Source organism: Pseudomonas fjordensis (genome assembly GCF_976987115.1).
This window is the reverse complement of sequence record NZ_OZ336860.1, coordinates 3508221-3530275: the sequence shown is the minus strand read 5'-3', so window position 1 is coordinate 3530275 and position 22055 is coordinate 3508221. Positions and strand designations below refer to the sequence as shown.

Sequence of the window (22055 nt, the reverse complement as noted above, 5' to 3'; positions counted from 1 at the left end):
ATTTTCAGCTTTCTTGATTATCAGGATTGATAAAGACATTGACCGGGAGATCCCCCAGGGCAGCGCTGATCAACAGCTCCTTGTTGGGTGTGACTACGCCCGTTTGAAAAAGTCCCTTCCAGTTTTGTGCAGGGGCGGCGAACGGTAATTTCACCCGCGTATCGCCCCAAACCTGCGCATTGATCTGGGGAAACATCCCGTTTTCAAGCAACGGATAAGACCAGCGCGGCACCACCACCAGTAACTGCTTGCCTTGATGTTCACGGTAAAACGCAACCACGCGCTCAGCGTGCTGACCCACCACTTCCAAAGGCGTATAGCTGCCATGGCGCAGCAGATCGGGGCAGGCTTTACGCAGGCCCAGTACCTGGGCGATCACTGCCTGTTTGATACGCCCGTCGCGCCAGTTGAACAACAGTTCGCCGATGTCCGGTGGTGCCTGCAATGCACGTTGCCGCGCAGCGAAGTCCACCGGGCGACGGTTGTCCGGGTCGACCAGGCTGAAGTCCCAGAACTCATCGCCCTGGTAAATATCCGGCACACCCGGCACGGTCAGATGAAGCAAGGTTTGCGCCAGCCCATTCAGGGCGCCAGCGGGAGCGATGGCCTGGGCGGCGCTGTCCAGGGCACTGCGCAGCGGCGCACCGGCCTCACTGAGCAGCAGGCGCTTGAGGAACCCGTCCACCGCCTGTTCATACGCGTCGTTGGGCGCGCTCCAACTGCTCTGCAACTTGGCCTCGCGCAGGGCTTTTTGCTGCCACTGCCAGAGGCGTTGCTGGTACACCTCCAGATTGGGGTTGGGCTCCAGCGGCCAACTGCCCAGCAGCACCTGATAAAGAATCAGCTCATCACCCGCTGAGGGGCTCTCGGCGCTCTCGCGCAAAGGCTCGGCCAGGCGGCGCCAGTGCTCGACCTGTTCGGCATACCAGGGGGCGCACTCGCTGAGTACCGCCAGGCGCGCGCGGGTGTCTTCGCCGCGTTTGTGGTCGTGGGTGGCGGTGGCCAGCAGGTTGCCAGGGAAGGTCTTCAGGCGCTGTTGATTGGCTGCATGGAAATCGGCCAGCGGCGCACTGAATTGCTCGGTACTGAAACCCACATCGTTACGCGACAACAGCACTGCCGAACGGTAGAACGCGGTGTCTTCCACGGCCTTGGCGGCGGCGGGCGAGGTCAGTTGCTGGAAGCGCACGCAGGCATGCTTGAGCATCTTGCGCGCGCGGCCCACCGGGCGATTGCGCCAGGGCTGGCCGCCGAGCCATTGCTCCAGGTGGTCGAGTACCGGCCAGTCGCCTTCGTTGAGGGTGCTGCGCGCCCCCTCCATGGCCTGCTGGAACACCTTGTCGTCGTCCGCACTGCGGCCCTTGGCGCTGATATAGGTGCGGTACACCGGGAAATGCACGATCAGTTCCTGCAAGGCACGACGGATGGCGCCCAGGGTCAAGTCGCGGGTCATCACGTCATCGCGGGCCACTTGCAGCAGGGCCTGGGCCACGCTTTCGAAGTCGCCGCCCAACGAACCATTGAGGATCTGCTGGCGCGCCAGCCGCGCTTCTTCGCCGAAGGCTGAAGGCCGGTCGCTGTAACGCGTCCACATCTCGGCCAGCGGCGTAAAACCTTCGGGATGGTGTTGCAGCAATGACAACTGGTTCATGAACTCGTAGCCGGTGGTGCCATCCACCTGCCAGTCTTCACGCAGGGTTTCGCCTTCGCCCAGGATCTTTTCGACAAAGATCGGCAGGTGACGCTGGGGTGACAGCGCATCCACCCGCCGACGCAATTTGCGGCAATAGCCACGCGGGTCGGCGAGGCCGTCGATGTGGTCGATGCGCAGCCCGTCGACCAGCCCCGCGCTGATCAGCTCGAAAATCTTGCCATGGGTGGCTTCGAACACCGCTGCGCGCTCGACCCGCAGGCCGCCCAGCTCATTGACGTCGAAGAAGCGCCGCCAGTTGATGTCGTCCGCGGCGGTGCGCCAACTGGCCAGGCGATAGGTCTGTTGTTCAAGCAGGTGATGCAGGCGCTCGAAGCCCTCGGGCTGGCGACTGTCGAATGCGGCCAGGCGTTGTTCAATAGCGGGCAGCAGCTCGCTGGCGCGTTCGGCCAAGGCTTGTTTGAGCGTGGCGGCTTCGGCGTAGGCGTCGTGCTGATAGGCGAGGGCGGCGAAACGTTCGGCCAGCGGTTTGAGTAACTCATCGTTGCCCAGGATCAGGCCGTAGTCCCTGGGACAAATCGGAAAATGGTGTTCGTAATGCTCGACATAGAAACTCCCCTGGGCGGCATCGAACTTGAGCGGGAGCGTGCCGCTCTGCAAGGCTTCGCCGTAATCGCTGCCGAGAAAGGGCATCAGCAACTGGCCCTTGAGCAGCGGGTCGGGAGAATGCCACTGGATGTCGAAGAACTCGCTGTAGGGGCTTAGGCGGCCCCACTCCAGCAGGTCCAGCCACCAAGGGTTATCCGCGCCGCCCACGGCCATATGGTTGGAGACGATATCGAGGATCAAGCCCATGTCGTGCTCACGCAGCGCGGCGACCAGGCGACGCAAAGCCGCTTCGCCCCCCAGCTCTGGGTTGACGCGGGTCGGGTCGACCACATCGTAGCCGTGCATGGAGCCGGCGCGGGCGCTCAACAGCGGTGAGGCATACAGGTGGCTGATGCCCAGCTGGGCGAAATACGGCACCAGCGGCACCCCGTCATCGAGGGTGAAACCTTTATGAAATTGCAGGCGCTGGGTGGCGCGCAGGGGCAGTGCGTTCATCGGTCACGCTCATAGGCTTGGTTACGCGCCACGGCCAGCAGTTCGAGGCGGCGCGCGGCGCTGTCATTGTCGAGCAGGCTGGCGGCTTCGCCGGGCAAACGGCGGCGCCAATTGGGGTGGGTGTCGAGGGTACCTGGAAGGTTGGCTTGCTCCTCCATGCCCAAAGCATCTTCCAGGGGCAACAACACCAGGGGCGCGCGGGTATGGCCCAGGTAACGCGCGCTGGCGTCGATCATATGGTCGGTGTCGTTGCGGATCTCATCGATGAAGTTCTGCGGGTCCTGGCTCAAGGCTTGGCGCAGTGCCTGGCGTTCGCGCAGGCGGTGTTCGCTCCATTGGTCCACGGTGGGCGCGTCGATCAGGCCCAGCTGGATGTTCCATTCGATATCGCGGCTGTGCCACCAGCCATTGAGGGTGGGCAAGTCGTGGGTACTGGTGGTGGCCAAGGCGTTGTCGGGCCAATCGAGGATGGGCTTGAACTGGCCGTCATGGTTCTGTTCGAACAGCAGCACACGCATGCCCAGGATCGAGCGGGCGCTGAGCTTCTCGCGCAGGCCGTCGGGCACGGTGCCCAGGTCTTCACCGAGGACGATGGCCCGGTGGCGGTGCGATTCCAGGGCGAGCAAACGCAGCAGGTCGTCTACCGGGTAATACAAGTAGGCACCTTCGCGGGGTGATGCGCCCAGGGGGATCACCCACAGGCGTTGCAAGCCCATCACGTGGTCGATGCGCAAGCCGCCGGCATGGGCGAAATTGGCCCGCAGCATTTCGATAAAGGCGCGAAAACCATTGCGCTTGAGGCCTTCGGGGGAAAAGGCCGAGATGCCCCAGCCCTGGCCTGCGCGGTTGAGAATGTCCGGTGGCGCGCCCACGGTGAGGTCGGCCAGCAGTTCATCCTGGCGGCTCCAGGCCTGGCTGCCGCCACCGTCGGCACCCACTGCCAGGTCAGCGATCAGGCCGATGCCCATGCCGCTGCCACGGGCGGCCTGTTGCGCGCGCTCCAGGCTGCGGGCGATCAGCCATTGGGTGAAGGCGAAATAGCCGATTTCATCGCGGTTGTCTTCGGCGAACTGCGCCAGGGCCGGGCTTTGCGGCGTGCGCCAGGCTTCGGGCCATTGGCGCCAGTCCAGGTCCTCACCGGCGGCAGCACGCTGGGCCTGTATGGCTTCGAAGCGGCAGTGGTTTTCCAGGGCTTCGCCGCCGGCCTGGCGGAAGCTCTGGAAGTCGCCATGCTGGGGATGCGCGCCGTGGCGGAAGTCTTCATACAGCGTTCGCAGCAGGCGTTGCTTGGCTTTGGCGGCGGCAGGCCAGTCGATCAGCGTGAGCTGTTCCAGGGCATGCAGCTCGTCGGCCAAGCCGGCAGCCTCGATGGCGTTACGCACTTCACGTTCACCGAGAATGCACGCCGGCGAGGCATACAGGCTGTTAAGGAACAGGCGGCTGGAGGGTGAATAAGGGCTGAAGCGCTCGGTGTCGGCGCTGAACATCGCGTGCATCGGGCTGATTGCCACGGCGTCGGCGCCGCGCTCGGCGGCTGAACGCACCAGGTGTTCCAGGGCCAGGGTGTCGCCAAAACCGCCATCGCCGAGGCGGCGCAAGGCATACAGTTGGGCGCTCAGGCCCCAGGCGCGAGCGGGTTGGCTGTCGACCGCGTCGGCCACGCTATAGCAATGGCTGGGCGCGACGGCGAGGGTGAAGGTTTGCCCGTCGATATGCACCTGGTGGTAGCCGAGGGCAATGACGCCGGGCAGCACGGCCTCGCCGTCCAGGCGCAGCTCCAGGGTTTCGCCGCCTTCCAGGCTGACGCGGCACGGGGTGTCCGGGGCGAAGTAACGCGCCAGGTCCAGGCCCGCGCCACTGTCGGTGGTCATCAAGGGTGGCAGGTGGGTGTCTTGCTGCGCCTGCTCAAGTTGCTGCAGGCTGGCGTCGATCTCGTCATCGCTGTCGGCCGGGTGCCCAAGGCCTTTGAGAACGGCGCGCAGCGCGTCAGGCTTTACATGCTGCGGGCGACCGTTGGCATCGATCCAATCGACGGCCAGGCCCGCGCGGCTGGCGAGAATTTCCAGGTTCGCTTCGCTCAAAGCATTTCTCCAACAGGGGATAAGCAAACGCGTGCGCTCAAGGGCGGTAAGTGCGCACCTTGCTGGGCAGGCGTTTGGAAAATAATCGGCTGGGGTGCCGGATGGTCCAGGGGCTGCTCACTCAGGTTCAGGTCGATCTGCAGCACACGGCCATTGCCCAGGCGCCAGCGCGCGGTGACGGCGCGGTCGGCCAGCACGTGCGCCCCGAGCGCCACGGTGCCGGGCAAGTGCGGCACCACGTGCGCGTGACGCAGGCTCAGCAGGTGGCGGTAGAGCTGGGTGTGGTCGTTTTCGACGAAGGAGGGCATCGATTGCAAAAAGGTTTGCAGCGCGTTGGGGTCGGGGATGCGCTGGCGTTGCTCGGGGTCGTGAAACGCCGCGAAGTCGGCAAACTCACTGCGCCGGCCTTCACGCACGGCCTCGGCCAGTTCGCCATGATGGTCGGTAAAAAACAGGAAGGGCTCGGCGGCATTTACCTCGTCGCCCATGAACAGCATCGGGATCATGGGGCACAGCAACAGCAGGGCGGTCGCCGCTTTCAGCGCCTCGGGCGAACACAACTGGTGCAGGCGTTCGCCCAAGGCGCGGTTGCCGACCTGATCGTGGTTTTGCAGGAACGCCACGAAGGCGCTGGGGGGCAGATCCGCACTGGGTTCGCCGCGGGCATGGCCATGGCGTGTCGTTTCGCCCTGATAGATAAACCCCTCGGCCAGGCAGCGCGCCAGCTTGGCGGTGGGCTGTTCGGCAAAGTCGCTGTAGTAGGCGTCAGTTTCATCGGTGAGCAGCACGTGCAGCACGTTATGAAAGTCATCATTCCATTGCGCGTCAAAATCGTGCTGCAACAGGCTGGCCTGGTTCAGTTCGTTTTCCAGCATCAGCCACACGTGGCGCCCGCCGTCCACCTGCTGGCGTACCCGTTGCGCCAGTTCTTGCAGAAACCCGGGGTTGTCGATGGCGTGCACGGCATCCAGGCGCAGGCCGTCGAAACGGTATTCAAGCAGCCACATCAGGGCGTTATCGAGGAAGAAATCCCGCACTTCACGGCGCTCGAAATCAATGCCAGCGCCCCAGGGCGTGTGCACGTCTTCCTGGAAGAAACCCTGGGCGTACTGGCCCAGGTAATTGCCATCGGGGCCGAAGTGGTTGTAGACCACATCGAGGATCACGGCCAAGCCGTGGCCATGGGCACTGTCGATCAGTTGCTTGAGTTGCTCGGGCGTGCCGTAGGTGGCGTGGGGCGCGTAGGGCAGCACGCCGTCATAGCCCCAATTGCGTTCGCCGGGAAATTGCGCCAGAGGCATCAATTCAATCGCGGTGACGCCCAGCTCGGCCAGGCGCGGCAGGTGTTTCTCGACGCCAGCGTAGCCGCCCATGGCACCGACGTGAAGCTCGTAGATGATCGCCGAGTGCCAGGGGCGGCCCTGCCACTGGCTGTGGCGCCATTCATGGGCGAGGGGGTCGACTACTCGGCTCCAGCCATGCACATCCAGCGCCTGGGCCCTGGAAGCAGGGTCGGGCACCGTGTTTTCGCCATCGATATTAAAGCGGTAGAGCGTGCCGGCAGGGCACGCGACTTCGACTTCGAACCAACCACCGGCCTGGGGCAGCATGACGATGGTTTTACCCTGTTCCAATTCAACGCTGACATAAAATGCGTCTGGCGCCCATAACGCAAAGCGCGTGCGGTGCGCGTCCAGCATGATTGCGCCGTGGGGCCAGGTTTCCAGAGTCCGTAACGGCATCTATGAAGACCTCCCTTAGTTGTTCCAATCGCTATTTGTTCGATTTCCCCAGGGCCTTGGCCACCAGTTGTTCGTAGAGTTCGGCGTAGGGTTCCACGGCCTGGCACCAGTTGAACGGCTGGGTCATGGCACGGCTGCGCATGGCATTGAGCAGACCGGGGAAGGCAAACACCTTGAAGGCGCGGCGCAGCGCCTCTTCGTAGCTTTGCACGGTGGATTCATTGAACAGGAAGCCGGTGACGCCATCCTCAATGGTGTCCGCCAGCCCGCCGGTATTACGCGCCACCGGCAACGAGCCGAAGCGTTGCGCATACATCTGGCTCAGGCCGCAAGGCTCGTAGCGCGACGGCATCAGCAGAAAATCGCTGCCGGCAAACATGCGGCGCGCATCGGTCTCATTGAAGCCGATGCGTACGCCCACTTGGCCTGGGAAGCGTAGCGCCAATTCGCGCATGGCCTGCTCTTCTTCCGGTTCGCCACGGCCGATAATCGCAATCTGGCCGCCGTTTTCGACGATGAAACTGGCGACGGCTTCGGTGAGGTCCAGGCCTTTCTGGTAGACCAGGCGCGAGACCACCGCGAACAGCGGGCCACTGGATGGCTGCAGCTCAAACAGCTCGCGCACATGGGCGGCGTTGATAGCCTTGCCTTCCCAGTCACCGATATTGAAGTTGTGGATCAGGTGCGTGTCGGTGGAGGTTTCCCAGCTTTCGTCGATACCGTTGGGAATGCCGCTGAGCAGACCTTGTTGGGTCTTGCTGGCGAGGAAGCCATCCAGGCCACACCCGAATTCCGGGGTGGTGATCTCCTGGGCGTAAGTGGCGCTCACGGTGGTGATATGGCTGGAATACGCCATGCCCGCCTTGAGGAACGACATCTTGCCGTAGAACTCCATGCCTTCTTGTTGCAGGGCGTGGGGCGGAATGCCCAGCTCTGGCGTCGAGGCCAGGCTGACCACGCCTTGGTAGGCCAGGTTATGAATGGTGAACAGGGTGGGCGTGCGTGACCCACGCCAGTGCATGTACGCCGGAGCCAGGCCCGCAGGCCAGTCATGGGCGTGCACCAGGTCTGGGCACCAGTGGATTTGCGCGAGGTTGGCGGCCATGTCGGCGGCGGCCAGGCCCAGGCGGGCGAAGCGAATATGATTGTCCGGCCAGTCGCGGCCGTTGTTGGCGCCGTAGGGCGTGCCTTCGCGCTCATACAGTTCGGGGCAGATCAGCACGTAAATGACCAGGCCGTCCGCAAGGTCCATGCGCCCGATCTTGCACGGTGGCAACGCAGCGTGGCCGCCCAGTTCACCGACGATATGAATCGGGTTGTCGCTTTCCATCACTTGTGGGTAACCCGGAATCAGCACCCGCACATCATGTAGGTGGGCCATGGCGCGGGGCAGGGCAGCGGAGACGTCGCCCAGGCCACCGGTTTTCACCAGGTCCGCGAACTCGGAGGTGACAAACAAGACTTTCTTTCGATTCGGATTCTGACTCACGACCGGCCGCACAGTGTTGGGCAGGTCGGCCAAAGACTTTGGCCCTCCTGCCGGCTGACTAAAACGCTCTCCCTGAGTATCTACTGCGGCACTGATCATAATGCACTCCCATCTGTTGGTTGGCTAATGGCCCGCTGCCATCAGCTCCGAGTGACCGCATCCTGCGGCCAGGCACACAAGCGCTATACAAGCTGGCAAGGCGTATGCCAGTTGCAACGTCGGCTAAAAAAGATTGGATGAGCGGGCATTCGGCCTGAAGCGCGCGTGCTCGCCCTTACCTAAAACTTGACCAGCGGCAGGTTTCGAAAGTTTAGATTTTTTGCGGGGTTTTTGTTTTGGAACGGACCCATCGGTCATGAGTCTAGGACAGATCCCAGCGCCTGCTGGGTTTTCATGCAGATTTTGTAGGACAAAAAACTTTTAACGATATGCCACCCTGCCCCTGTAGGAGCGAGCTCGCTCGCGAAAAACCAGAGAGCGCCACGTAAAACCAGAATGCCCAAGTTATCGTCGGCGTTTTTCGCGAGCCACCAAGATTGCACTTTAATGGTGCGTCAGCTGAGCCCGCGAATGGGCACACCGCTGGCCCAAGCCTGGATATCGTCGATCATCTGCTGATAGAACTGCCGGTAATTCTGCTCGCTCACATACCCCACGTGTGGCGTAGCCAGCACAGTGGGCAAGCGGCGAAATGGATGGTCAGCCGGCAGCGGTTCCTCGGCATACACATCCAGCGCCGCCCCGGCCAGGCGACCGCTGTGTAACGCTTGCACCAGCGCCTGCTCATCCACAATCGGCCCACGTGCGGTGTTCACCAGCCGCGCGCTGGGTTTCATCCAACCCAAGGCTTGCGCATCCACCAGGCCACGGCTGCGCTCGCTGAGCACCAGGTGGATGGTCAGGATATCCGCCTGCTCAAACAGCTCGCGCTTGCTGACCCAGGTCACCCCTGATTCCGCTGCACGCTCCGGTGTGAGGTTTTCACTCCAGGCAATCACCCGCATGCCAAACACCTGGGCGAACTTTGCGACTTTCTGGCCAATACTGCCCAACCCCAGAATGCCCAGGGTCTTGCCATGCAGGTCGCCGCCCAGGCCGACCTGCCATCCACCTGCGCGCAGCGAGTTGGCTTCGGCGAGCAGGTTGCGCGTGGAGGCCATGATCAAGGCCCAGGTCAGTTCCGGTGCGGCGTGCTTATAGCTGTCGGTGCCGCACACCTGAATGCCCAGGGCCTTGGCTGCGGAAAGGTCGATGGCGGCATTGCGCATGCCGCCGGTCACCAGCAATTTGAGCTTGGGCAGCCCTTGCAGCAAGGCTTTGTCAAAGGTTGAGCGTTCGCGCATGAGGCAAATCACCTCGAACCCTTTCAAGCGCTCGATCATGGTGGCGGTATCGGCGGGGTAGTCGTGGAGAAAATGCACCTTGCCTACGCTGTCCAGTGTCGACCAATCCACCACGTTACTGGCCACGTGCTGCCAATCATCCATCACTGCGATCTGTATCGACATGCACGCGGGCCTCGAAAAGTGGCAATTAAAGGGCCTTCAACCCCTGCAACAGGGCTTTATGAAACTGTTCAGGTTCTTCCATCTGCGGCGCATGGCCCAGGCCGGGGAACTCCACCAGCGTGGCGTGGGGAATCAGCTTGGCTACCTGCTTGCCCAGTACCTCGTAATGACCGATTTTGGCCTTGACCGCCGGCGGCGCCACATCTTTGCCGATGGCGGTGGTGTCGCTGGTGCCGATCAGCAGCAGGGTGGGCACCTGCAAGTCCTTGAACTCGTAGTACACCGGCTGGGTGCAGAATGCGGCGTTGTATATGAGAGTGATAGACTCACTCCACACCGGCCAGAGCCAGAGGATACAGAGACTTCGCCATGCCTAAAGCAATCTCCTACATTCGTTTCTCCTCTGAGAAACAAGCCAAGGGTAGCAGCCTTGAGAGACAGCAAACAATGCTCGCTCAGTGGCTGGAATCTAACCCTGAATACGTCCTTAGTGACCTACGGTTTCAGGATCTAGGGGTTAGTGGGTTCACCGGGGCACATCTTGAAAATGGCTTCGGGCAATTGCTAGCGGCTGTAGAGAATGGAAGCATTGAACCGGGCGATGTTGTGTTGATTGAAGCTATCGACCGGGTAGGGCGTTTAGAACCTATGGAAATGTTGCCATTGCTTGCACGTATTGTGAGGACTGGCGTCTACATCGTAACCCTAGACGATGGCATCAGATATGATCGTGAGTCAGCGAACAGCAATCACCTGTTCTTGCTCGTGGCGAAGGTGCAGCAGGCACACCAATATTCAGAGACGCTTAGCCGCCGATTGAAGGCCAGCTATGCAGCACGTAGAAAGAACGCTGTTGAAGGCGTGGTGCCAAAACGTCACACGCCTGTGTGGCTGACAAGCGATGGTGAGTTGATTCCCGAGATTGCACCACTCGTTAAACAAGCATTTGAAGACTATGCAAGCGGGATCGGTGAACGTCGAATCTTTGAACGTATCTTTAAAGGGAATTCCAACCCACTGCTAGCACGGATGGCACCTAGCACCGTGAAGCGTTGGATGAATAACAGAACCGCTATAGGCGAGTGGGACAGCATACCTAACGTCTATCCAGCCGTTGTGGAACCTGAGTTGTTCTATCGTGTGCAAAAACGAATGGAAGCTAAGTTTTCTCCACGTGGCACACCGAACAAACACGCTTATACAGGATTGGTTGTTTGTAGCGAGTGCGGGAAGAACTTTAACACCAAATACTTTAAGGCCAGCGACCAAACTTCAATGGAATGTTCCAGTCGTGCCCGTAGAGGCGCTATGGGCTGTTCTAACAATCGTTCTATACCTGAGCCTGTCATTGAGCTAGCTTACCTGTTTACGTTTACTGGGCACGCTCTGAAAGCGTTAGAAGGCCAGATGCTCACAGCTTCACAGAAGCGAGCTGTGGAACTGGAAGGTGAGATAGGCGAAGTGAACAAAAAGATTACTCGCATCGTGAACGCTATCACCGTCCTTGAAGACGACAGTGAAGAACTGACAGATAAACTAAGAAGTTTACAGGCTGAACGTAAACTGCTACAGGCTGAAATGAACGGACTGACGCACACATCTATTAGTATGCGTGACAAAATCGTAAACACGACTGACTTCAACAAAGACATGATGAAAGCTAACGCACTCTTACAAAGTGTGGGTTATCAGTTGGTCTGTCATCCAGACGGGCGAATCACCTTCGAAGATGAAACAGGAAAACAGACATTCCATTACCTAGGCTGGGGTCGTAGTGAAGATGTACATAAAGTGGGTTTGCCAGATGGGAAGCTAGTGAAGCTTGGTATTACTCGCCCCGAGAATAAACTGATGAAAAAGACAGTAAAGGCTACGCCGGTAGATAGAGCAGCCTTAAAAGGGGTGAAGCTTTCACAGATTAAGGTACGTTGGGATAAGAAATAATCCATGAGTCTGTGCAGCCATGTTGCTTATAGTAGTGCACGGTGTTGGGAACTAAGATGTTTAGGGCTTGGATAGCAGTATCACAAAACCCTGTAGGGGATTCTGCTTCATACTCATAACGGCTACCGGCGAACACATGGCGGCACGTTCTAATAGATATTTCAAAACGATGTAGATTCACCGCTTTCCGTACTTCCTCGGGAACTGCATAGAAGAGTAATAGTAGGTCGTGAGAATCCAGTCTATCGCCTACTTCACCCTTTTCTTTCAGGATCGCGTGAGAGGCTTTCAGGGCGTCCTTATTGGGTCTGTATTTCTCGTGCACCTTACCTTCATTCTTAGTGATATTCGCTATGAAAGACTTCAACAGTATCTCAAGGCCAAGGGCTGCGTTAACACTAGCTATGTGTAACAGGTTGGGGTCTGCCCGATAAAGGATGTTAGCTGCTTTAAGGTATTTATGGGCGCTTTCGACCATCCAAGGTGCAAAGGTTATTGTCATCGGGGTGCGGCTCGCTACAATGGCTGAGTTCCCAGTATACACAGGATTTTGAAGTGTGCTTTGAGGTGCCACACTCCGCACTTTGTGAAGAATATGTCAGTTAAAAAGGGTCTCTAGGCCACGTAGTGCCTGGGCTGTAGCGAGTCGGAGCGGAGTAGTTCCTATCCTACCTGCAGCGTAGCTTCTTTGATTCACTTTCTACAGACAAAAAAGGCCATTCTCAGCACAAGAGTGGCCTTCAAGACAGCGGGGGGCGTCAACGTCTGTAGAAATCGCTAGTGATGCTCGTGTTAACCCCACCAAAAAACATTAGATAGAATCCAAATAGAATCAACCCTCCTACAATCAGGATGTATATAGCACCCGCTAATCTGCTGTTACTATTCATGTGTATCAAATTCCATCTAGATGTTTTTTGCGTTCTGCTTCTTGGAGTGCTACAAATTCTTCTCCGCGTTTCATATCATCCGCTGAAAGCTCAGGTCCGCCGAGAAGTAATGGCTCCCAACGATCCATCAAAGCATTGAACGATACCTCAGAAGTTTGCCCTTTCTTAAGGAGCGGTTCAAGGAAGCTTTTTAGAGCATTGGAACCTTTCTTTCCTTCGGCATGCTGCTTAAATAGCCAAAGGTACACGTCGACTAATTCAAGTCCGGTGTCTTCATCCCCTGGTGTGCAGGCGATAGGAATATCAGGGATGTGCGTAAGATCCATCACGGGAAGTCCTGGTCCTGTCTCCCATGGAATGTGCTTGCTCTTTTTATAAAACTCAGCAATGTACTCTTGTGCTTTGTTAAATTCAGATTGCCTATCTACAATGATTGCCGCCGCTTTTGCGCCATTGCTTCCCAATCTTATTGCAATACCGTGTAGTACTGACTGAAACCCTATAAGGTTGGGCGAGATTTGAAGTTTGTCATCCTTGCTGTAAATATTGTAGTGTATTTCCTCTGGGTATTTTTTAGCCCACTTGAGAGCGTCTCCAATAACTTCGCGGGAGCGAGCGTCTGGAAGTTGGTCTACCCGTTGTAAAAGAATCTCACAAACCTCTTGTAGCTTTTTGTTGGCCTTTTGAGAGTTCTTCTCTATTCGTGCTTCCCATGCTAATTCCAAAACGGCCTGATCAAAAATAAATCCAAGCTTTGCTAGGAGTATGTATCGAAGAGGTGTCCAGTAAGATGCCCAAGGAACGGCCTTATTAAGCCCTTGGTCAAAAACTTGATCAAAGAAGCTTATGAGTGCGTAATCTGGCTTGAGAACTTTGTAAACGTCTAATGTGATGTCGAATTGCTTGTGGAGGGTTTCCAGTTCGCCAGTGATGCTTAAAAGCCTTCCCAGCCCTAGTTCACTAGCATGTAGGCGTTCTACTTGGAATCTTTCTCTCAAGGACTCAACGAAAGGGCGTGCAACTTCATTCAAGTTATGAGGCGATGAGATTACACCATAATACAAGATTGGTTGCTGTGCGTCGAAAAGTTTAAGTCCGGTTTGGCCGCTTTCATCAATATAAAAATACATTTTCCACTCCTTAAAAATTTACTTTTAGTAACACTTTTAACCATTTTTCTTGTCAAGGCTAAGCTCGTGAGCTATAAGCCATTCTAACAGGGCTAGGCTGGCATTTGGCTACCATCATAGCTGAGTTGGTGCTTGCGGTTATAGTGCGTTCGGCTAGGTCATTGAAGGGTGGCGCGAAAAGAGATACCTCTGAATTGATCAAGCTTTCTGTCCAACCAAGCATAGGTTCTATCAATAGCGGTCTTTCAGGCAGTTTTGCAAAGGAGAGCAGTTTTGAAAGAAATAATATACAGCTTTTATCTGATTGCAGATGAGCAACAGAGAGTGGGGTTTCTCGGGCATATTTGCTATGAGGTCGAGGGTACTGACGCAGAGAAGCAAGCATTTCTGAAAATCGCAGCAGAACGAGATTACAAAAAAGCTATATTAACAAAGGCTCCAGCTGGTTTGACAATTGCTGCTTATACTGCACGTAGTCGCTTGGGGACGGCGCTTGGGCTATTTGAGTATGCGTTTGGGCCTAACGTCGCACGAGACCCACTCACGGCCATAACTATCATCTTGAATGGCAAGCCTGCGATAAATTATGTTTCTGATCACTCCCCGCTAGATATGAATGACGTTAATAAGGCGATGGGGGCGGATAGTGTGATGGAAGACTGGCTGGCAAAGTATACCAAAGATAATATGTTTCACTATGCCGATCTTATTAATGACGATTTTCTTTTAGCATATAAGCTTCTCTTTAATCATAAGCACTATGCTTCTGCTACTAAATTGTTTATGTCTTGTATCGACAGCATTGCACATGTCGAGTACGGCTACGATAAGCAACCACAAGATCGAGCTGTTTTTAGTAGATGGCTGGACGCGTATGTGGATTTAGAGCCTGTGGGTATTACTGCCGACGAGCTTTGGGAAATGCGAAATGGGGTTTTGCACATGTCGAATCTTGACTCAAAAAAGGTATTAAAGAAAAAGACTCGACGAATTTCAATCGCAATTGGCGACGTTCCAGAGAGTTCGCAGGGCGCGTTCGATGGGATATATTACTTCAATCTGCACTCTCTCTATCTTGAGGTTTGTGAGGGCATAAGAAAATGGCTCCAGACTTATGCGGATAGCCATGATAAATTTCTAATATTTGTTGAGAGGTGGGACAGAACAATATCTGATTCTAGGATGGCTCTATATGACCCACAATCCTAGTAGGTGAGCGACACGCATCAAATTTAACGTCTCTTGGCCGATGACCTTTTCTTTGGTGATAATACTTGAAAATTCGTTGTGTCAAGAGTGCTTTATAAGGAATTCCATTTTCCGCCAAAAAATTAGACGCGTACAACAGGGTGTTTCAGCCCATAGCACAGAAAAATAATTTCTAGCTTGATCTGAGAACATGGGATTAGCACGTTACCTGCTTAACACGGAGCGAGACGCCAGCCTAGAAAGCTGACAAATATGAAAGTAACCTGTGGCACCCCTGAGAGTGCCTGTAGGCCACGCTAAGCTAGGATCGCTCTATCACACGGGAGAGTCATTCAGACGCTTCATAACGCGGCTTACCTGCATTGCTGTCCACTCTTTGCCTTGAGGTGTCAGCACCTTTCGTTCATTCAGAAAGAGAGCAATGTCACGTAGGGTAGAACAGCCCTTAGAGCGTGCTAGAGCTATGGTGCCTTCAAGGGTTACAGCAAACTCTTTGGCCCGCTCTGTACGGACTGCCCTAGCCAGCAGCAAGGCCGCAGTGTTGGAGTCTTGTGGCTTCGCCTTAGCACGATTAGCGATCTTCCATAGGCTTGTCTCACAGCCCCCGTCTGCCCGGTCCTTCAAGGCTTTCAAAGCCTCCTTGGTGCGTTGGGAAATGAAAGCTCGTTCCTGTTCCGCCAGTGCTGCAAATAGGTGGAGTTGGAAGTTGTCGGCCTGTGGCATTGTCGCCACCTTCAAGGACACTCGTTTCATCAGGGAAGCAATGTGTTCAACGTCACGAGAAAGCCTGTCTAGCTTCGCTACAGCCAGTGGTAGGCCATGAGCCAATGCCTTTGCACATTCAGGGCGATCAAGCGGGGCAATGGTGCCGCTGACAGTCTCCACGTATTCAGCTACCACTTCCCAACCATGGGATTTTGCCGCTGTTTCAATGTAAGCCTTCTGAGCTTCCAGACCTAGACCTGACTCGCCCTGGCCCTTTGTGGAAACTCGGTAATAGGCAACTACAGGAGCGGTGCTTTTCATGGTTGGATTCCGTAACGTTGTGTTGTGATTGAACTGTACGCTCAACACAGTGTTACAGCAAGCTGTTTCTGTAACGGTTGGTAGACGGGCGTCTACACGATGTTACAGGGTGTGAACGGCTCATAATCTGTACGCCCTGTCTACAGGATTAATTTTCCCATGAGCATTGCCCGCTCTTTCTATGGGGCCATTCATGAATGAATGAGAATGGCCCTACACACCTTCTAGGAAGGCTTGACAGCTAGCTATTTCTGTCATTGAAAACACAACTTTTGCCCAACAGGGCCGGGGGTTTGGCGGCTTTAGGGCGGAGAGATATCTCTCCTATGGCATAGCACTAAGTCTCTCAGGGCGAGACAACTAGGGCCGCTGGGCCAGTTAGCACGAGAAGTACCGTAGACAGTCCTAGAATAAGCCAGCCAACAGAGCCTGAGAGCTAGCAAGGCAATCCTATAGCCACGTTAAGCACAAGCCAGTGGGGTAGGGCGCTTCTCATGGCTAGTAGTCTAGAGCGAGCCCTAGAACCACTGAGGGTGCTAAGAATACTTCTGGTGTGGACACTCCACGCGCCAATGTTTGGAAATTCAAGAATCTCAATCAATTGCCTTTCTCTATCACAAATGGCGAGCCAATAGTCAGACCTTGCGTGCAATTTGAAGCGTTTCGTCCAAACAGTGAAAAGGGGAATTGCCGTGCTACAAACGCCTTTTGCCGGGGTTTGCACGTGGTGCTTGACGGCTGCGACTAGAATTGATCTAGCGAAATGAATTTAAAGAATTTGAATAAAGTAGTTGACTGTGAAAAAGCAACTTGCTTAGCAATACGCACGGTTAGAGTAGGTGCGTAGAGACGTATTCCAGCGAAAACCTACATGAGAAGGGGAGAGGCACTCCACGCCCTTACATGCAATCACGTCTTCTGTACTAGTTGTGATGTAATTGGTTGATTTCTAGCCAGATGGTGTAAGACTTCAACAGAGTTAAATTTCTGAGAATTCAAATTCGCTGATTCAGCCGTATTGCACTGGATGATTAGAGAGCAAGCTAGGTTTTTCAGGGGTTTCAAGGAGTTTTCAGATGGTTATTTCTGGGGTTTTTAAACCCACTCCCAAGGCGGATATTCAGCCCTATCTTGCAAGCTCCCACAGCACCTTATGAGCAACGTTCTAGCACGGAGTATTGCAGAGTATGGGTGTTATCGTATCGTTGCCGATACGGCTTGTGAAAGCCTCACAGCGAACGCTGTAGACTGAGCCTGTTAGCACTGTATCCAGTTAGGATAGTTCACAGGGATTTTCATGAATGAAAAAATCCCTGAAAAGAAAAGGGTATCATCTAACGCTTCGCTTTACCGTGCTAAAACTGAAAGCGAAGCTTTCATGATGTATCTCTCAAGCTAGCTTGAGATTAGTAACACTTCTTTCTTGGGGCGTTATCACTTCGTGAATAAACACGCCTTTGTCAGCTTGCACCTGTTTCTAGTGCTAGCTGTACCTATCGTGGCTCCCCGCCACAAGCGAAGGTCAAGAGCATAATCTTGGAGCGTTTCGCTGTCGCTTCACTGGGGCGTTTCACGTCCCTCCTAGATTATGCGACCGTGTTGATTCTGTCAGTCAAAAATAGGGTTTCGTCCAATGCCTACAGGGGTTTGCTATGAAATGGCTGGTGATGTTTCCCCACTAGGGAGGGTGTAATTCTGTAAGGGCTTGGGGAGGGTTCACGCGATTCCTTAGCTGTGTGTAGCGTGGACGTTGCAAGTCTGTAACGTTGTGTTGGGTTGACAGAATGTTACAGGCTGTGCATAATGGCGGCTCACCACAACACACGGAGGATACAAGCATGCGGAAACTGAACCGGAACACCAGCCTTGAGCGAGCCAAAGAGATTGCAGTTAATGGCGGAGTTTTCTTTGAGCCTATGGAAGTTAACGAACAGCAATCACGGGAAACGTTTACTCGACTAGAGGACCATCAGCACTACGCAAATGCTAGGGCGATGAAGTTGGTTCAAAAGGCTATGGAAATTTGCTATTCCCATGGCTTGGATTTTGAGTCTGTCAAAGATGCAGCTACGGGTTGGATAGATGGCGGGGCGATCCATCCTAATGATGTTGAACGCTGTTTTGCAGACGGTATTCCACTGTATACCCTAAGCCGTTGATACAAAATATACGGGCATAAAGAAGCCCCAGCTATCATAATTGGTAACCGAGGCTTTTCTATTTCAGAAAGGAACAGGAAGGATTTTCTTAAACTCTGTGAAGCAATTTTAGAGCATATTCTGCGAGTCTCTGTAAGCCTGCACGGGGCGTTTTCTAGTCCTAGTGTTGCCATTGCCTATGTGAATTCCTTGAATGCTCTCAGAAGCGCATGTAGAGGCTTCTAGAGGGAGACATGATAAGTTGCATCGACGTTTGAAGCGATAAGCTGTGAACACTTTCAGGCAATGTTCACACGTGTTGATTTTCATAAGTGCGAATCTCCTTACTCGTGTTGAGGTATTTAAGCCTTACGCTTAGCCTTTGGGGCTGGCTTGGCTTTCTCTTTTGGAATGTCTAGCGGGATTGCAAAGCCGAAGTCTGCATAAAGGGCTACGTGTGCTTGAGGCTCTGTGTAGCCACTCAGCACCAGATTGAACAGTCTGCTTGGTGCGTTCGGGAATGTCAGAACGTGTTGCACGTTCCACTTGTTGGCGATGTAGTGGCCGCAAGCTTCGATGCCGTCTTTCTCAAGAAACAGACGTTTGTAGTCTACGGCTTTGGATGGATCTGGAATGTAGTGCATTTGGATTACTCCTTATTCTGATGTGTATTTATCAAGCTAGCTGTTTGCTTGAATCAATCTTAAATGTGACGCTTCGTAGCATTTTGCCTGTGTCGTATAGAGGATCATCAAATCCTTTAATGGCAATCGTGTTGGGGCTGTTGTGGTCCGGATAGTCATCAATGGTTTGCTTCATAATCTCAGCTACTTCTTTACCTAGGCGATTCAGTGCGTTGAATGCTTGACCATTGCTGTTAGCCACGCTTCGGAATACATCACGAATGGCTTTATGAATGCGTTGTCTGTTCATATGGGTCAAGAATGTATCGTTCATGAAAGGGCGTTCAGGGTGAAAGCTTGTTCCGTAGTTGTTCCACGCTGCCACTTGTGCAACTGAGGTTCCATCATCGTAATAGGAATCAAAGAAACCCACTTTCACGTCTCGCTTTTCAAGAGCTTTCAGACGTTTTTTCAATGATTGCAAACCACTAAGGTCTAGCTTTAGTGTCATTGTCTTTAAGCTCCTTCTTGAGAGGTAAAGTGGAAATGATCTTTGTTAGATAACCAACGGTGCTTTGGAGTTGTAGAATCAAATCTACTTGTCGTTCTGAGGCTCTAGCTGAGTTGTCAGCTACAATCAACACACTACTCTCCACTTTGTTCACTCGTGCGATTAGCACGGGAATCTCTTTTGTTCTAGTCTGGAGAGAGTTTAGGGATGTAACTGTGTAGGTAACGAATAGCAGGAATAGGGCAATCACTACGCCATAGAAAGCGGGTGCCATAGATGTTTTGGACATATAATGGCACTCACTCTAGGCAAGCTGTAGCACCAATAGATTTAATGCACAGTTGTTCGGCTAGCGACCTTGCTTCTTTGGCAAGGGTGATTGCACTATCTGTACTTCTATTAATGTCACGATCTTGGACAATGAGAGTTGAGCGAATTTGCTGTTGTTGCTGGCGTTCATCATACATCTTTGCGTTATATGCTACAGGCGAAACGCCCATAAGCATTGTTAGCACAAAGGCGACTAGAAACACCTTGTGTTTGGTCTGTACCACTTGGGATTCTCCTATGGTGTACACGTATGAGGTGCGAACCCCGTTCGTCACGTCCTTGACTAAGGGGCTTAAATGGATTGGACATTATCGCAAGTCAGTCACAGAAGCAGGGGAGAACTGTTTCCCCTGGGCTTCTAGCACACCTTGTTTTGCTGCCTCTCTCGCTGCCTGTTGGATGGCTGGCAATGCGTCTTTAAGCACACCCTCAGTTGTGGTTGCGTTTGAGTGAATTGTCACGTTCATGTCACCCGTCTTAATGTCGTTGTTGATTGTTGTAACTGGTGCTTGCTGGTTAACGGTTGACTGATTGTTAACAGCGGCTTGGCTTTGATTTGAAGCCATCACATAGGCGCTCGACTGAGACGCTTTCAAACGGTCAATAGCTTGATTCTCGTTAAGCTTCAACAGTCCACCTACAAGGGGACTCGTAGCTATTTGAGAGCCAATGATGCTATTCGATTCTTGTGGCGCCATAACCAAAGGCTTAGTACCGCTACCATCAACTACACGGTTTGGATGTGCTTCGTTGTAAAGACGGTTTGTCTTTTCAGCTTGCGATTCATAACCCAACTTCTTGGCAGACCACTCAAGTACAGCAGCAAGGGCGTTAACAGCGCCTGTGAGAGTTTCTAGGGCTGTATCAAGGGCCATGCCTGCTAGTGTTGCGAATGTACCAGCCAGTACGCCGATAAGGGCTTTCAGAGGCTCTAGAGCGTTGTTGAGTCTTACAAGTGCAACACCCAATGCCCCGAACTTCTCGCCCCATTGGCTAATCCCAATAGAAGCAAACGTAGACTGGAATCCATCAATGAATGCTTTCAAACCATCAATGTTTGATTTGATAGCTTGCTCTAGTTTGTCAGTGTTCCCACTGAAACCATTCAACCAACTGTCAATAGCTGGAATGAGCTGTGTTACGGAATCCGTTAGGCGGGTCATGCTTTGAATGGAAGCTGTGCCCACTGTAGACATTTTATCGACCAGCGGAGCCAATGCAGCAATGAAGTTTTGTTGAGCAACAGCGTTTGCTGTCAAAGCTTTGCCCATAGCACCATCATCTTTATCGTAAGCGTTTGTCGCTACTTGTTGAATCAAAGTGTTACGGCGGTTCTTCTGGGATTCGAGACTTGTCTTTGCAAGATCAAGACGGCCACCACGGTTAGCATCACGCTCCAGCAATTCAGCGACTGTTTCAAAGAACTTCTTAACGTCATCCCCTTTGATAGCGCCTTTTGCCATTGCTTGTGTAAGAGCGGCTGTTGCAGCAGCACCAGTTAGCTTGCCACCTGTCATTTTCTGATAGGCTTCACCACCAATCTTCCCAGCCCCCGGCAAGTGTTCAGCAATTTGGTTCTTCCATTCCTCAGACATAAGTTGGCCTTTAGACAGAGACTGTCCCATGGCCTTCATAATGCCGGCTACGTTCTGTGTATCCAGGCCAGAACCTTTAGCGTATGCAAGGAATCCGTGCAATGTTTTCTCAGCACGAACATCAGGCATTCCCGCATCCATCAGGTTTGTTCTGTTGGCTGCGTAATCTTTCCCAGACTGCCCGGCGTCTAGTCCAAGTTCATCAGCAACACCCAGGAAACGATAGTTGGCCTGACGGCCCAGCTTGGTAGCATCCTGTTTAGAACGTTTTCCATCGTCGTATCCCGCTGTGAGCTGGGCGATACGCATGTTTGATTGTTGGCCTTTCTCAGCAATGCTGTTTACAAATGCGTGCATTGCAGCAGCAGCACCGATAGCAGCAACGCCTAGGCCAACCACACCAACAGCAGCCGCACCAACGGCAGATGTGAATCCACCGATACCCGGCATTGAGAAACCGCCAGCGTGAGCGCCTACCATGCCACCTACACCACCGGCCATTGCATGGCGTGTCAGTGATGGGGAAGCATGCCCACGTGAGCCTCTGTAGGAGCCTGTGCCACCTGTTGAGGCGTTACTGCGTGGCTGTGGGTTGAGGCGGGCTTGAATGCGATCCTGTAGACGCATAGAGGCCAATTCAGTTTGGTGCATAGCACGCAGTAGGCGTGTCTGTTGATACATAGCCTGTGTCTTGGCTGACTGGTTACGCATCATTTGCTGTTCAGCACGCAAACTGAATGCTTGAGCAGCACGCTTGCCTTTGTCTACTTCGTTCTGAGCTTTAGCCTGCGCCTGTGCCACTTTGGCTCTAGCCTGTTCAGTAGCGAGCGTAAACTTTGCTGTCTGCATTTGCTCTTTGTTCATCTTGGCTGTGAGACCTTGAAGGCTTCGCAGTTGTGCGGCGTAGTTTCCAAGTGTTGGCTTAAGGTTTAGAGACCTTTCAAGCTTACGACCAATCTTGTTGACTTCACTTGAAAGCTGTCGCATGCGTCGTTCAAACTGGTTAAGTCCTGTCCAATCGACTTTAAAACCTAGTTGGCCGAAAAATTGACCGATAGTTTCTGTACTCATTATTGTTTACTCG

The 22055-nt window shown here is 54.0% G+C and carries 14 protein-coding genes and 1 pseudogene; 3 read left to right on the top strand and 12 right to left on the bottom strand.

Annotation, left to right across the window (positions count from 1 at the left end; translation table 11 throughout):
- Positions 1-4: 4 nt before the first annotated feature.
- The 6 genes and pseudogenes from ACWHXD_RS15750 to ACWHXD_RS15725 all read right to left on the bottom strand — a co-directional run.
- A complete protein-coding gene (locus tag ACWHXD_RS15750; RefSeq protein WP_138763583.1) occupies positions 5-2755 on the bottom strand; it encodes a malto-oligosyltrehalose synthase in 2751 nt (916 codons plus the stop codon).
- The gene (malQ, locus tag ACWHXD_RS15745) at positions 2752-4836 is read right to left on the bottom strand and encodes a 4-alpha-glucanotransferase (RefSeq protein WP_138763584.1); all 2085 of its coding nucleotides are present in this window, start codon (positions 4834-4836) and stop codon (positions 2752-2754) included. Before malQ ends, ACWHXD_RS15750 begins: the two co-directional genes overlap by 4 nt.
- Entirely contained in the window at positions 4833-6578 is a 1746-nt protein-coding gene (treZ, locus tag ACWHXD_RS15740; RefSeq protein WP_138763585.1) for a malto-oligosyltrehalose trehalohydrolase, read from the bottom strand. The genes malQ and treZ overlap by 4 nt, the downstream gene beginning before the upstream one ends.
- A 31-nt stretch (positions 6579-6609) precedes the next feature.
- Entirely contained in the window at positions 6610-8166 is a 1557-nt protein-coding gene (glgA, locus tag ACWHXD_RS15735; RefSeq protein ID WP_078467083.1) for a glycogen synthase GlgA, read from the bottom strand.
- A gap of 455 nt (positions 8167-8621) precedes the next feature.
- Positions 8622-9575 (bottom strand): D-2-hydroxyacid dehydrogenase family protein, encoded by a 954-nt coding sequence (locus tag ACWHXD_RS15730; RefSeq protein ID WP_138763587.1) that lies wholly within the window; start codon positions 9573-9575, stop codon positions 8622-8624.
- A gap of 25 nt (positions 9576-9600) precedes the next feature.
- Positions 9601-9891: pseudogene (locus ACWHXD_RS15725) on the bottom strand (alpha/beta fold hydrolase); the annotation flags it as partial.
- Between the two features lie 53 nt (positions 9892-9944).
- On the opposite strand from ACWHXD_RS15725, the gene ACWHXD_RS15720 reads away from it, so the two are divergent.
- Positions 9945-11519: a recombinase family protein gene (locus ACWHXD_RS15720; protein WP_499084226.1), complete on the top strand. Its 1575-nt coding sequence runs from the start codon at positions 9945-9947 to the stop codon at positions 11517-11519.
- Positions 11520-12414: 895 nt separating this feature from the next.
- Here ACWHXD_RS15720 and ACWHXD_RS15715 read toward each other — a convergent pair.
- Positions 12415-13539 carry a DUF3800 domain-containing protein gene (locus ACWHXD_RS15715; RefSeq protein WP_499084225.1) on the bottom strand — a complete coding sequence of 375 codons (1125 nt, stop codon included), beginning with the start codon at positions 13537-13539 and terminating at the stop codon, positions 12415-12417.
- A 273-nt stretch (positions 13540-13812) separates the two neighbouring features.
- Between ACWHXD_RS15715 and ACWHXD_RS15710 the strand changes: the two genes are divergently transcribed.
- The gene (locus tag ACWHXD_RS15710; protein ID WP_499084224.1) at positions 13813-14748 is read left to right on the top strand and encodes a hypothetical protein; all 936 of its coding nucleotides are present in this window, start codon (positions 13813-13815) and stop codon (positions 14746-14748) included.
- A gap of 315 nt (positions 14749-15063) precedes the next feature.
- Here ACWHXD_RS15710 and ACWHXD_RS15705 read toward each other — a convergent pair whose 3' ends face one another.
- Positions 15064-15774, bottom strand: coding sequence for a recombinase family protein (locus ACWHXD_RS15705; RefSeq protein ID WP_499084222.1), 711 nt, complete (start codon positions 15772-15774; stop codon positions 15064-15066).
- 1838 nt (positions 15775-17612) lie between these two features.
- On the opposite strand from ACWHXD_RS15705, the gene ACWHXD_RS15700 reads away from it, so the two are divergent.
- On the top strand, positions 17613-17933 hold the full coding sequence (locus ACWHXD_RS15700; protein ID WP_138763593.1) for a hypothetical protein: 321 nt from the start codon (positions 17613-17615) through the stop codon (positions 17931-17933).
- 341 nt (positions 17934-18274) lie between these two features.
- Here the strand turns inward: ACWHXD_RS15700 and ACWHXD_RS15695 are convergent, their stop codons facing one another.
- The 4 genes from ACWHXD_RS15695 to ACWHXD_RS15680 all read right to left on the bottom strand — a co-directional run bounded on the left by ACWHXD_RS15695 (position 18275) and on the right by ACWHXD_RS15680 (position 22042).
- A complete protein-coding gene (locus ACWHXD_RS15695) occupies positions 18275-18556 on the bottom strand; it encodes a hypothetical protein (protein WP_138763594.1) in 282 nt (93 codons plus the stop codon).
- A gap of 31 nt (positions 18557-18587) precedes the next feature.
- Positions 18588-19046: a hypothetical protein gene (locus tag ACWHXD_RS15690; protein WP_499084220.1), complete on the bottom strand. Its 459-nt coding sequence runs from the start codon at positions 19044-19046 to the stop codon at positions 18588-18590.
- 299 nt (positions 19047-19345) lie between these two features.
- Positions 19346-19600: a hypothetical protein gene (locus ACWHXD_RS15685; RefSeq protein WP_197881316.1), complete on the bottom strand. Its 255-nt coding sequence runs from the start codon at positions 19598-19600 to the stop codon at positions 19346-19348.
- Positions 19601-19684: 84 nt separating this feature from the next.
- On the bottom strand, positions 19685-22042 hold the full coding sequence (locus ACWHXD_RS15680) for a tape measure protein (protein WP_499084217.1): 2358 nt from the start codon (positions 22040-22042) through the stop codon (positions 19685-19687).
- Positions 22043-22055 lie beyond the last annotated feature (13 nt).

Bases quoted from the DNA above. Each gene is read 5' to 3' on its own strand.
- ACWHXD_RS15730 (WP_138763587.1), bottom strand. From the start codon at position 9,575: ATGTCGATACAGATCGCAGTGATGGATGATTGGCAGCACGTGGCCAGT.
- ACWHXD_RS15700 (WP_138763593.1), top strand. From the start codon at position 17,613: ATGCGGAAACTGAACCGGAACACCAGCCTTGAGCGAGCCAAAGAGATT.
- ACWHXD_RS15680 (WP_499084217.1), bottom strand. From the start codon at position 22,042: ATGAGTACAGAAACTATCGGTCAATTTTTCGGCCAACTAGGTTTTAAA.
- ACWHXD_RS15695 (WP_138763594.1), bottom strand. From the start codon at position 18,556: ATGCACTACATTCCAGATCCATCCAAAGCCGTAGACTACAAACGTCTG.
- ACWHXD_RS15750 (WP_138763583.1), bottom strand. From the start codon at position 2,755: ATGAACGCACTGCCCCTGCGCGCCACCCAGCGCCTGCAATTTCATAAA.
- ACWHXD_RS15720 (WP_499084226.1), top strand. From the start codon at position 9,945: ATGCCTAAAGCAATCTCCTACATTCGTTTCTCCTCTGAGAAACAAGCC.
- ACWHXD_RS15705 (WP_499084222.1), bottom strand. From the start codon at position 15,774: ATGAAAAGCACCGCTCCTGTAGTTGCCTATTACCGAGTTTCCACAAAG.
- glgA (WP_078467083.1), bottom strand. From the start codon at position 8,166: ATGATCAGTGCCGCAGTAGATACTCAGGGAGAGCGTTTTAGTCAGCCG.
- ACWHXD_RS15715 (WP_499084225.1), bottom strand. From the start codon at position 13,539: ATGTATTTTTATATTGATGAAAGCGGCCAAACCGGACTTAAACTTTTC.
- treZ (WP_138763585.1), bottom strand. From the start codon at position 6,578: ATGCCGTTACGGACTCTGGAAACCTGGCCCCACGGCGCAATCATGCTG.
- ACWHXD_RS15690 (WP_499084220.1), bottom strand. From the start codon at position 19,046: ATGACACTAAAGCTAGACCTTAGTGGTTTGCAATCATTGAAAAAACGT.